Source organism: Alteromonas sp. CNT1-28 (assembly GCF_022348345.1).
Taxonomy (GTDB): domain Bacteria; phylum Pseudomonadota; class Gammaproteobacteria; order Enterobacterales; family Alteromonadaceae; genus Alteromonas; species Alteromonas macleodii.
Genome location: NZ_JAKREZ010000016.1, coordinates 159414 through 171315 on the forward strand (window position 1 = coordinate 159414; position 11902 = coordinate 171315).

Annotated in this window: 7 protein-coding genes and 1 pseudogene; 3 read left to right on the plus strand and 5 right to left on the minus strand. The window is 44.1% G+C overall.

Going from position 1 to position 11902, the window contains the following annotated elements; translation table 11 throughout:
- Positions 1 to 143: 143 nt before the first annotated feature.
- The 3 genes from dnaK to MHN02_RS11880 all read right to left on the minus strand — a co-directional run bounded on the left by dnaK (position 144) and on the right by MHN02_RS11880 (position 3933).
- Positions 144 to 2072, minus strand: a complete 1929-nt coding sequence (gene dnaK / locus MHN02_RS11870; protein ID WP_014948972.1) for a molecular chaperone DnaK — start codon at positions 2070 to 2072, stop codon at positions 144 to 146.
- Positions 2073 to 2191: 119 nt separating this feature from the next.
- On the minus strand, positions 2192 to 2815 hold the full coding sequence (gene grpE / locus MHN02_RS11875) for a nucleotide exchange factor GrpE (RefSeq protein WP_014948971.1): 624 nt from the start codon (positions 2813 to 2815) through the stop codon (positions 2192 to 2194).
- 212 nt (positions 2816 to 3027) lie between these two features.
- On the minus strand, positions 3028 to 3933 hold the full coding sequence (locus tag MHN02_RS11880; RefSeq protein ID WP_049586796.1) for an SEL1-like repeat protein: 906 nt from the start codon (positions 3931 to 3933) through the stop codon (positions 3028 to 3030).
- 246 nt (positions 3934 to 4179) lie between these two features.
- Here MHN02_RS11880 and MHN02_RS11885 point away from each other — a divergent pair, with 246 nt between their 5' ends.
- A complete protein-coding gene (locus MHN02_RS11885) occupies positions 4180 to 7695 on the plus strand; it encodes a PAS-domain containing protein (protein ID WP_239246241.1) in 3516 nt (1171 codons plus the stop codon).
- 81 nt (positions 7696 to 7776) lie between these two features.
- Here MHN02_RS11885 and MHN02_RS11890 read toward each other — a convergent pair whose 3' ends face one another.
- On the minus strand, positions 7777 to 8670 hold the full coding sequence (locus MHN02_RS11890) for an aspartyl protease family protein (protein WP_239246243.1): 894 nt from the start codon (positions 8668 to 8670) through the stop codon (positions 7777 to 7779).
- 200 nt (positions 8671 to 8870) lie between these two features.
- Positions 8871 to 8999, minus strand: a pseudogene (locus tag MHN02_RS11895) (LuxR C-terminal-related transcriptional regulator); the annotation flags it as partial.
- Between the two features lie 272 nt (positions 9000 to 9271).
- Here MHN02_RS11895 and MHN02_RS11900 point away from each other — a divergent pair.
- Both MHN02_RS11900 and MHN02_RS11905 read left to right on the plus strand, forming a co-directional pair.
- The gene (locus tag MHN02_RS11900) at positions 9272 to 10819 is read left to right on the plus strand and encodes a S41 family peptidase (protein WP_239246245.1); all 1548 of its coding nucleotides are present in this window, start codon (positions 9272 to 9274) and stop codon (positions 10817 to 10819) included.
- Positions 10820 to 10999: 180 nt separating this feature from the next.
- A complete protein-coding gene (locus tag MHN02_RS11905; protein WP_239246247.1) occupies positions 11000 to 11869 on the plus strand; it encodes a trypsin-like serine protease in 870 nt (289 codons plus the stop codon).
- The last annotated feature ends 33 nt before the right edge of the window (positions 11870 to 11902 follow it).

Below are 11902 nucleotides of genomic sequence, written 5' to 3' on the forward strand. Positions count from 1 at the left end.
CTGACTGTTGTGAAAATAACCTGAACACACATTCAATAAAGCCAAGTCATTTACACAACAAAGGCGCAACAAGAAATTCCTGCTGCGCCTGAACTGCTTACACGGCCCGCTAACATGCTAAGTAACGGGCCTGACACAACAGTTTACTTCTTGTCGTCGTCTTTCACTTCTTCGAATTCAGCGTCAACAACGTCATCGTCTGCTTTACCAGAAGATGCTTGCTGCTCTGCACCTTCTGCGCCACCGGCTGCAGCTTGCTGAGCTTGCGCCGCTTCCATCAGCTTGCTAGATGCTTGGATAAGCTCTTGCGTTTTCGCTTCGATGTCCGCTTTGTCTTCGCCTTTAACTGCAGTTTCAAGTGCTGAAAGTGCTTCTTCGATTGGCGCTTTGTCTTCTGCACTTAGTGCATCGCCAACTTCTTCAAGCTGTTTACGTGTGGCGTGAACCATACCGTCAGCTTGGTTACGCGCTTGAATCAGCTCTTCAAACTTCTTATCAGACTCTTTATTCGCTTCCGCGTCAGCTACCATTTTTTCTACTTCTTCATCGCTTAGGCCTGAAGAGGCTTTGATAGTGATCTTCTGCTCTTTACCTGTGTCTTTGTCTTTCGCAGACACGTGTAGGATACCGTCAGCATCAAGATCGAATGTTACTTCGATTTGCGGTACACCGCGTGCTGCTGGACGAATACCTTCTAGGTTGAACTGACCAAGAGACTTGTTGCCACTTGATTGCTTACGCTCACCCTGTAGTACGTGTACTGTTACCGCAGACTGGTTGTCTTCAGCAGTTGAGAACGTTTGCGACTTCTTCGTTGGAATTGTCGTGTTCTTCTCGATAAGCACAGTCATCACGCCACCCATAGTCTCGATACCTAGAGACAGAGGTGTAACGTCTAGAAGTAGTACGTCTTTAACGTCACCTGAAAGTACGCCACCTTGAATTGCTGCGCCTACTGCAACTGCTTCGTCAGGGTTTACGTCTTTACGTGGCTCTTTACCAAAGAATTCAGTCACGTACTTCTGTACTAGCGGCATACGAGTTTGACCACCAACTAGGATGATGTCGTTAATGTCGCCTACAGAAAGATCTGAATCAGCTAGTGCCTTCTTAAGCGGCTCAAGTGAATTCTTAACTAGGTCTTCAACCAAAGACTCAAGTTTTGCACGAGTAAGCTTAATAGCTAAGTGCTTAGGACCTGTTGCATCAGCAGTGATGTATGGCAGGTTAACTTCAGTCTGTTGTGAAGAAGAAAGCTCAATTTTTGCTTTTTCACCGGCTTCTTTAAGACGCTGCATAGCAAGCGGATCTTTACGAAGGTCGATGCCTTGGTCTTTCTTAAACTCTTCAACTAGGTAGTTGATAACACGGTTATCGAAGTCTTCACCACCAAGGTGAGTATCACCATTAGTTGCTAGTACTTCAAACGTGTGTTCGCCGTCTACTTCATCGATTTCGATGATAGAGATATCGAACGTACCACCACCTAAGTCGTATACTGCAACAACGTTGTCGCCTTGCTTTTTGTCCATGCCGTAGGCAAGAGCAGCAGCAGTTGGCTCGTTGATAATACGCTTAACTTCAAGACCAGCGATGCGACCCGCGTCTTTAGTTGCTTGACGCTGAGAATCGTTGAAGTAAGCAGGAACAGTGATAACTGCGCCAGTAACTTCTTCACCAAGATAATCTTCAGCTGTCTTTTTCATTTTCTTAAGTACTTCAGCAGAAATCTGCGGAGGCGCCATTTTCTCGCCTTTCGCTTCTACCCACGCATCACCATTATCAGCACCTACAATTTTGAAAGGCATGATGTCGATGTCACGCTGTACTTCTTTATCTTGAAAGCGACGACCAATTAGACGCTTAATTGCGAATAATGTGTTAGTCGGGTTAGTTACCGCCTGACGCTTTGCAGACTGACCAACTAATGTTTCTCCATCGTTTGTGTAAGCGATGATTGAAGGGGTTGTACGATCGCCTTCCGCGTTTTCAATTACGCGAGGTTTGTCGCCGTCTAGAACTGCGACACATGAATTCGTTGTACCTAAATCGATACCAATGATTCTACCCATTTCGTGTCTCCGAAAAAGTTTCTTAATTCTGTACTTTTAGTGGGGTTATTCCCCAGCCTTTTCAATAGATGTCAGTAAAAAAACTGACATTTTTGTGTGTTTATCGCAAAAAGCGTGACTTACGCTTGCGTGTCCACACCACCACTTGGCGCACGCGATACCATAACCATGGCAGGGCGTAACAAGCGGCCGTTAATTTGATAACCTTTCTGCATAACCGCCATCACCGTATTTGGCTCGTGGTCTGCACTTTCTTGCATAGACATTGCCTGATGCAAGTCAGGGTTGAAGGTTTCGCCCTGCGGATCAATAAGGCTTAATCCAAATTTCTCAATAGTGCTTAAGAAAGTTTTGTGGGTCATTTCCACACCTTCTAGAAGCGGCTTAACCGCTTCATTGTCGCCATCGGTCATTTCGATAGCACGCTCTAGGTTATCGATAACCGGAAGCAACTCGCCAGCAAAGCGTTCAAGGGCAAATTTACGCGCCTTTTCTACTTCACCTTCAGCACGACGACGTGCGTTGTCAGCATCTGCACGCGCGCGAAGCACGCCATCTTGCTGCTCTTTGATTGTGGCTTGCGCCTCAGAAAGTGCCGTTTCTAGCTCGTAAATGCGTTGTGCATTTTCATCAAGCTCTACGCCTTCTGCTTGTGACGCTTCTACTTGCGCTTCTTCAGCATTTTGTACAGTTTGATCAACTGTATTTTCTTGTTCTGCCTGCACGTCGCGATTATCGCTCATGCCTACCTCCAAACGTTTTTCTTAATTAGGCATTGCCCAATAACATTAAAATTATTGGGAATAAGTCTGTTGCGCTTAGTTATGGGGCTAGATTTAAGGTGATCAAGGGTATCCACATTATTTTTGTGGGTGATTTTAAAAAAATATAAAAAAAGCCAAACTTCAATACTAAGTTTGGCTTCCTAACGCTTTAATGAGTTTCTTTAATTTAGTTACCTAGTGGTACCAACTTGCCAAAATGTTGGCGTTCGTATTGAACCACTATCTAGGATAACACACTGAGGGTCACCTCTTTTGCAACCATTCCCTTTTATCCTGCTTCCCGTTTGCCCATGGTGCTTTCTGAGTTCACTTAGCATCAACCCGTGAACATCGCCCATATTGATACTAATTCCAGTCACCGTAATAGTTTCAATGCTGCTATCGAGACCAGCAGTAGACTTAGGGTTCTCATTATCCTGCGCTATAACTTTCTCTCCACTTAATTGTTGAAGTAGCTCTACCGAATTGGCGTATTTACCTGACGCTGGAAATGCTAATAGAGACTTCGCTTTCACCATATCCTTTTCCACAAACTCTCCATTGATATAAAGAACGGCTAATACATAGTTAGCGAGGTAGCTCATTCCTTCTTCAACTTCGGCTTCCAAAAATTCAACCGCAGTCGCTTTTTCTTCGTCGGTAGATTCATTATCAGAAAAGACGAGAACAGCATATTCCTCTGCCGTTCTATTAACGCCTTCATCTGCAGCAAATTTCATCAATCGCTTGGCTTCAGCCATATTCTTTTGTGTACCAATTCCCTGTGCAGCCATCCCCGCTGCTTGTCGGTAAGCTGGCAGGAAGCCCTGTTTGGCAGACTTATCAAAATAATAATAGGCATTTTCTAAATCTGTCTTTACCCCAGATTCAGGGTTCATAAAGATATGGCCAAGGGAGAAGCTGGTTTGTTCATGACCTCTGGACGCCAAAGCTCGAAGTGTATTCAGCTTAGCAAGTGAACAATCTTCGTCTGCGCATTCAGGTTGATTCGGAATAGCCCAAACAGATGCAGATATTATAGTTGAAATTAGTAGTGAGATTCGAAGAATACGTGTGCTTGCTGAGTTTTGTTTCATTAAATTCCCTTTTTATTATTTTGGTCATGGCTAAGACCGACTTATGTGTAAATCCTACTGCTCAAAAAGACGTCGCCTTGTATAAAAACCTATCACTTATAGTTCAAATTGCAAATAATTAACTCCGAAATATTGCTTGTGTACCAACAGAAGATACCTCGCATGTGAAAACTATGTTAATGTAAATCAACAATAAAACGCGCTTTCAATTGCGCTAATAAATGCGTTCAACTACACGGAATATCTATGCTAAGTATCTGGACGGTTGGCACTATTGTTGGTTGTTATCTCCTCGCGCTTTTCGCTTTAGCATTTTGGGGCGATAAGCGTTTACGTGACAACCGGCAACACCCAATATTGTACAGCCTTGGATTGGGCGTGCATTGTACATCTTGGGCATTTTTCGGCACTACCTCTCAAGCAGCACAATATGGCTGGGCAGTTATCCCTACTTATTTAGGGATTATGCTGACTATGGCATTTGCGTTTCCTGTGGTGCTTCATATAAGCAGACTGTGTCAACAACACAACATCAGCTCTTTAGCAGACCTCATCTCACTTAAATACCAGCACTCCCACTTGATTGCCGCGCTTATCACTTTACTGTGTTTTTTCGGTGTAGTGCCCTACATCGCCCTGCAGTTAGACGCCATTACGAAATCAATAAATTTGTTGACTGACGACGCGCATACAAGCACGCCATGGTTAAGTATCTACGTAGCTATCTTGCTCGCATTATTTGCCATTATCTTCGGTACCCGTACACTCAACTTGACCGACAAACACCCCGGTCTGCTACTTACTATAGCGTTTGAATCGGTTATAAAGCTTGTTGCCCTGTGCGCTGTAGGTGTTTTCGTTTGCTTCTATCTGTTTGATGGTGTGTTGGATTTGGTGTCTAACGCCGCTTCAAATGCCAGTGCTCGAGAAGTCATTTATGCTGATAGCGCACCCTGGGTTTATGTATCACATGTTGTTTTGGGCGTTTGCTCTATGTTCGTTTTGCCACGACAGTTTCATATGAACTTCGTTGAGCAGAACGGTGAGGGGGAGCTTAGAACAGCAAGGTGGCTATTTCCCCTCTATTTATTTGGCATGACCCTTTTTATTATTCCTATTGCACTTGCAGGAAAAATGCTGCTGCCAGTGGATACGAGCTCTGATGCGTATGTGCTTGCCCTACCTTTACATGCTGAAAATATCGCGCTGTCGTCATTTGCTTTCATAGGAGGTCTTTCTGCAACCACCAGCATGGTGATTGTTGCAACCTTGGCGCTGGGAATAATGATCTCGAACAATGTTGTCACGCCACTTTGGCTAAAAGCGAGACTAAAGACTTCGCCCAATCGTTCAATGCAGCCAAACAAAATACTGTCTATACGTCGTATTACCGTTGTGGTCGTACTTAGTATTGCGCTCTGGTATCACTTGAATATAAGTCAGGCTGCACCTCTGGTTAAAAGCGGGGTGATTGCTATAGCACTATTAGCACAGTGCATGCCTGCACTTATGTTTGGTCTTTACTGGACGAAAAGCAACAAAGCTGCAGCTATTTGCGCCTTGTTGGTAGGGTTCACATGTTGGGCAGCATTCCTCCTCTACCCAAGCTTACTGTCGAGTTATTATTTCAACCCAGCACCCACTGACCAAGCGCTTGGTTTGGGCTTTGCCTTTTCCTTATTGGCTAATTGCCTAACATTCGTTACGGTTGCATTGATTACATCAAGACGTGGCATGAAGCCAAATGATACGCTCCTCACAGATCACGACACACCTCGTTTACTGGTAAAAGTGAGGGACTTAATTGCACTCACCGAACGTGTGCTCGAAAGTGCCACGCACTCTCAACTGGTTAAGCAGCTATCAGTTGACGTCAATCGCGCCGCTAGCAGTGGTTATGCCAGTCAGGCGCTTATCGACAGGGTAAATAAGTTGCTTGCTGCACAAGTAGGAGCACCTAGTGCTCGTATATTACTGGGTGCCATAGCAGATACAGGCAGCGATAGCTTTCCAGAACTGGTTGACTGGGTAGAAGAAGCTTCTCAGTCATTTCAGTTTAACCACGAGGTACTTCAATCGTCAGTGCAAAACATTGAGCAAGGCATAAGTGTGCTTGATGACAAACTGCAGCTACTGGCGTGGAACGAACGTTACGTGGAGTTATTTGCCTACCCTAAAGGATTTCTAAAAGCGGGCATGCCCATTACCGATATACTTAGCTACAACGCAAACCGGGGGTTGTTTAGCCCCTCATCTATCGAAAAGCGCGTTAGCTACATGCTGGAAGGCACCCGTCATAAACATATTCGCAAACAGCCTGACGGAAAAGTGATAGAACTTAACGGCGCGCCGCTGCCTGGTGGCGGCTACGTGACTACCTATAGCGATATCACTGAATACATAGCAATTCAAAAAGAATTAGAAAGTGCAAAAGAAGATTTGGAGGCAAGGGTTGCGCAGCGCACAGCAGAATTAGAAGAGGCCAAACAACGCGCTGACAAAGCTAACGAGAGCAAAACCAAATTTCTGGCCGCGGCTGGGCACGACCTCATGCAACCCTTCAACGCAGCAACATTATTTGCCAGTATGCTCAGCAAAAAGACGCAAGGCAGTGAACTGGCAACACTATCTGAAGGCGTGGTGAATTCTTTGGACAATGCTCAGAGCTTACTTTCAATGCTACTTGATATGACGAAATTAGACGCTGGCGTACTTACCCCTCAAAAGACTGAATTTCCAGTCAGTGATATGTTGTCTTCATTAGTGCAGGAATTTAGTGTCATTGCAAAGCAAAAAGGTATTGAGCTCAGGTATGTACCGACCAAAGTTATGGTGTACTCGGACAAAGTGCTACTGCGACGGGTGCTTCAAAACTTGCTGTCCAACGCAGTCCGCTATACCGCAAAAGGCCGTATTTTGGTGGGCGTGAGACGCACAAGAATCACAAATACCGAGCAGGTTATAAAGCTTTGTGTTTACGATACTGGGCTAGGTATCGCCGACCACCAACAGCATGAAATATTTAGTGAGTTCCACCAGCTAGAGAGCAACAACAAAGGCGAAGGAATTGGATTAGGCCTGACTATTGTAGATAAGATATGTCGACTACTCGGTCATGAAGTCGGGCTGACTTCATCGCCAAAAAAAGGAAGCTGCTTCAGTGTGGCTGTATCTAGAGCATTTCAAAGCGAAGCCTCGATACTCACCGCGCACGTAAGTAACACTAATCATGTTGACTCCCCTTTTAACAAATCGGTATTAACGAAGAACTCAGCAAGTGCGCCAAATAATTCAGTAAGCGTTCAAAAAAGCGCAGTAGACAGCCGTTCTCGCCCTGTCTCCTCGCACTCCCATCAAATGCCCTCTTTAGACTCAGCGAATAAAAACAACAATGCATTTTTAAAAGACACCCGTTTTCTACTCGTAGAAAATGACGAGCAAGTGGCAAATGCAATGTGTACCTTACTGAGAGATTGGGGAGGGAGTACAACATTGATAGCGGGCGGAGCAGAAGTGTCGAGTATTTCACAAGAACACTTTGATGTGCTCGTCGCCGATTATCACCTAAATTATGGCGAAACCGGTTTTGACGTTGCAGCGATTCTTTCTGAAAATAACGTGAGTTTTGCCTTAAAGATTTTAGTCACTGCCAACAGAAGTAACGATATAAGAGAAGAAGCGGCGGAGCAACAATTTAGCTACCTGCCAAAACCCTTAAAGCCTGCGGCACTTAAGCGACTGCTAAAGCAATCGCTTGTTTAATAGAGAACTCGTGATCGCATTTGTAGTACGGCAGTAGGTATTTCGCCTTCTTTTGGTAGCTGGTTTGCATCAAGATACGTTTTACTTTTGCGGTAACGCGATGTGAAGTTTCCCGTAACGATAATCAAGTGTTACAACGAAGTCTTTCAACAAATCATAGCCTATTAAGCCAACTACCCGCTTTCCACCTATCCGGCTACCCGTTCTTTCATACTGACTTTCTAAGTTTGTCTTTTGCCCTTCAGCAGGAAAGCTAATCTTAACGTCACTAATCTCGAATGGACCAAACTTCACGACATCAGACGTAGCGAACTCATTGACCCCAGAACTATTGGCACCAAATGACGTGCTTGCGCCTTCCACTTTTTCAAGCAACCCAACCTTGGACGCCGCTCGACGGTTAATCAAAATTGTACCGGCGTTACCAGTATCGACTAATAGCCACAAAGCAACACCGTTAATTTCTACTTGCGCGATAGGCATTCCACTACCCTGTTGAGAGCTGGCTCGAACATTTGCCACCTCCCCAATATCTATCGAATCACGCGTTACCAAACGAATTTTTCTGTGGGGATAGTCCAATTGAACGATGAAGTTATTGAAAAAACCTGCCCCCAGTAACATACCATTAGAGTGATGACCTAAGCTGGATTCGACAAGTGAATCCAGCTCGAAATCACTACCAAATATTTCAACGTTTACATTGTTGTAAGCGTTACGCCTTTCAACGTCGTACACTCCTTTAACGGTCACGGGGCGCCCTTTATCAAGGTCTAAATCATGCTTCCCGATAAACGCGCGATTGATACTGTTTATTTGTGCTCCTGAATCCAGCATGACCCGAGATTCGATGCCTTCTATGGTAACAGGCAAAAAAACGTGACCGTTGTCCAGGGTGAAATCTGTCCATGCTGTAACGGCACTAAACGCATTGAAAGAACTAAAAAGAAGGGAAAATAAAATAAATCGCGTCATAAATATCCTTTTATGCCAGTAAGTTAATCCTTTTAACTTTTACGCTAACACAAGAATGTAAGGAGATCGATTGAACACGACGAGCTGCATTGTAAAAATGCCTTTTTAAAAAGAAAACAAGGCAAGTACGGGTGACTAACCGCGCACTCCTTCTCAAAAAATATGGGCTGTCTCGGCTTACTTCATGTTTTGTACTGAGCTCAACTTAAATGCATTGCATTTTTGAATGCGATACCGGCCTTGGTTCTGTTAATAACACCAAGCTTTCTCAATACTGCAGATACATGCTGGTTGACGGTGGACTCAGAAATGGCCAGTTCGTAAGCAATAAAAAACGAAGTGCAAATGGAAAATGTAACATGAACACTACTGAGCAACTGCGAAAGGGAAAACGAGATTGATTGCGAGCGGAGGCGCCTAGCATTTCTCAAAAACACCTTGACGCAATCAATTGTCGCGACATTGAAGCCACTACTATCTGAAAATATCAGATTTAGACGTTGCCCATATACTTACAATTATTGGCCACTTTCTGACATTTTAAACACCATCAAATATTTAAACTGTCACAGTTCTTTTATTTAATATCCAAGGTGAAAAAATGTATTTTTATAATCGCAATAGTCTGCGAGTATCGGTTTTTATGTCAGCTCTTATATTGTTTGGCTGTGGGAGCAATGACAAAGCGTTACCGAGTCCTCCACCAAATGATCCACCTCCGAACCAAAATCCACCGATTGTTAACATCCCCGATGGTGCCTGGGAGTGGGTTGGATTTGGAAGAGCAATTAATGTCTCGGGTGAAAGTATCGACATGTATGACTTTACACGTCAAACGTGTTTGTCGGTGGGGATTACCACGCAAGAGGAATTTGCTACTACGTTAACGATAGACTCAATTGAAGCGGATAAATTTGTCGCAACTGACGATGGCGCTAAGCTTGTATATTCTGCAAGAGATTCCATTCCGGCGGCTTGTCTTGACGATAGATTGATCACTGACAACGGCCCTGTATCAACCCTTGAACATACATTACATAACTTCAACGACTATTATCCATTTTTTGAGAAACGAGGAATAGTAGACTGGGAAGAGCGTATGGAAATTGCGCGATCTCAAGTGAATAGCCAAACAACAGATGAGGAGTTGCTAGCGACACTTATCGAACTTATTGCTGACTTAGGCGACGGTCATGTGAGTTTATCTGTAGGCGATGATTTCGAATTTATTCCCCTTAATCAAGAAGGCAAATTAGAGGACATTTTGGCGCAAGGTTTTCAGAATCAATCAGAAACTACTGATTTTGATACTTATGTAAATGGCCAGATTGCGCGAATGATTGCAATTCGTGATAGTTATTTTGATCTAGGAAGTTTTGCGAATGCTGGTGGTGAAGATCAGGATATAATTCTGTGGGCCACGATTGGGAACGGTGTTGCTGGCTATATTGAAATCAATAGTATGGGCGGTATCTCTACAAATTCAGCGGTTAGTGATCTCACAGCAACACAAGACCTAATGGACCGAGTGCTTGCTGATCTAGCGCATACAGAAGCGTTAATTATTAACGTTGCAGTAAATGGCGGTGGTGATTTAGCGATTGCTGATGCAATTGCGAGTCGATTCTCTACAGAAACCGTAACAGTTAGCGCGTATGAGGCCTTTGGTTATGATGATTCTAATACACCACAACAAAGTCCTCGAGTTCAGCGCGAACTAGCGCCTACCGATCGCGTTTCTTATAGCCGTCCAATTGCCACAATTTCCGGACCGAATACCTATAGTGCTGCTGAGCATTTTCTACTATCAATGCGAGCGCTAAGGCATCCAGTCTGTTTTATTGGTGAGCGATCAGACGGGATCCTGTCAGCACCTTTGGATAAACAACTACCTGCAGAAGGGGCAAGATTAGGCTTATCTAACATGGTTATCTACGATCACACCGGTCAGTCTTTTGAGGTGGTAGGTGTGCCTGTTGATATCGAATCGACTACTTTTGAAGTTGTAGATTCGAGCTCAGATAACAATCAAGCCATTGATTCAGCACTAACCGCGCTTGGTTTTGGATATCTGGTGAATCGTGGTACCCCTGCTGCCGATTGTGCGTTTAAAGAAGCGAGAATGAGGTTTGAAACTACTGCGCCGTAAGTTGAAAACCGGACTGGTTAAATAACGAAAGCACGGCAATTCCGAGCTTGCTCTCAAGCTCTGCCGTGCGCTCAATCGTGGATGCTTACAAATTGATTCCATATTCTTACAATTCCACACAATAACGTCGCTAGTGATTCTATATCCTTGTTGTAAATCAGCGAAGACAAGACATACAAGATGATAGACAAAACGAAATTTACTAGCATAGCGATGGGAACATTGATCGCATTCTCTGCAATTACTGATGCATCAGGCATCGTTATACGACATGACAAACCCGCGGAAAACTACTTAGCCGATTTACATGATTTCCCGCCCCTAGCGACCTTTTACAATATAGGTGTTCATGGAACACTAATCGCACCTGAATGGATATTGACCGCCACACACACTGTTTTTTGTTTGAATGCAGGTCAAACTATCAAGGTCGGCAATGAATTTGTAGAGGTTGAGTCTACCTTTAGTTTTCCATCCTATGAGTTAGGTGGAGAAAATGATTTGTCACTGGTTAAACTGAGTCGACCAATCAAGAGCGCTAAGCCTGCCAAGTTGTATCGTTCCAACGATGAAGTTGGAAAAACTGTGTGGTTTATAGGTAGCGGCGGTACAGGAACCGGATTAACTGGGCAAACTGTAAGTAACGAAGAAAACAATGGCGTGTTGCGCAAAGCCCAAAACCAGGTGTTATCGGTGACTGATTCTGACCTTAAGTTTATTTTTGAGCCTGGAAATGAGGGTTTAGAGCTTGAAGGTGTATCTGGAAACGGCGACAGCGGTGGTCCAGCTTTTATCAAAGATGGAAGCGACTATATTCTATTAGGTGTTAGCTCCAGAGCAAATTCTGAAGATAGAGATGTCGGTGAATATGGCGTTGAGGAGCTATACACAAGAGTCTCAACGCACACCGGCTGGATTGAACGTGTAATATCTTCCAATGAATCAGAAGGAGCGAAGATAAGCTCATTAGACTCATTTCTACACCCAGGCATGACAGATGAAAATATTACGGAAATCTGCCAATCAATATCTATCAAACCGGAAGGTTAAAAATGAAAGGGAGTGTTTTAAATAGCACTCCCG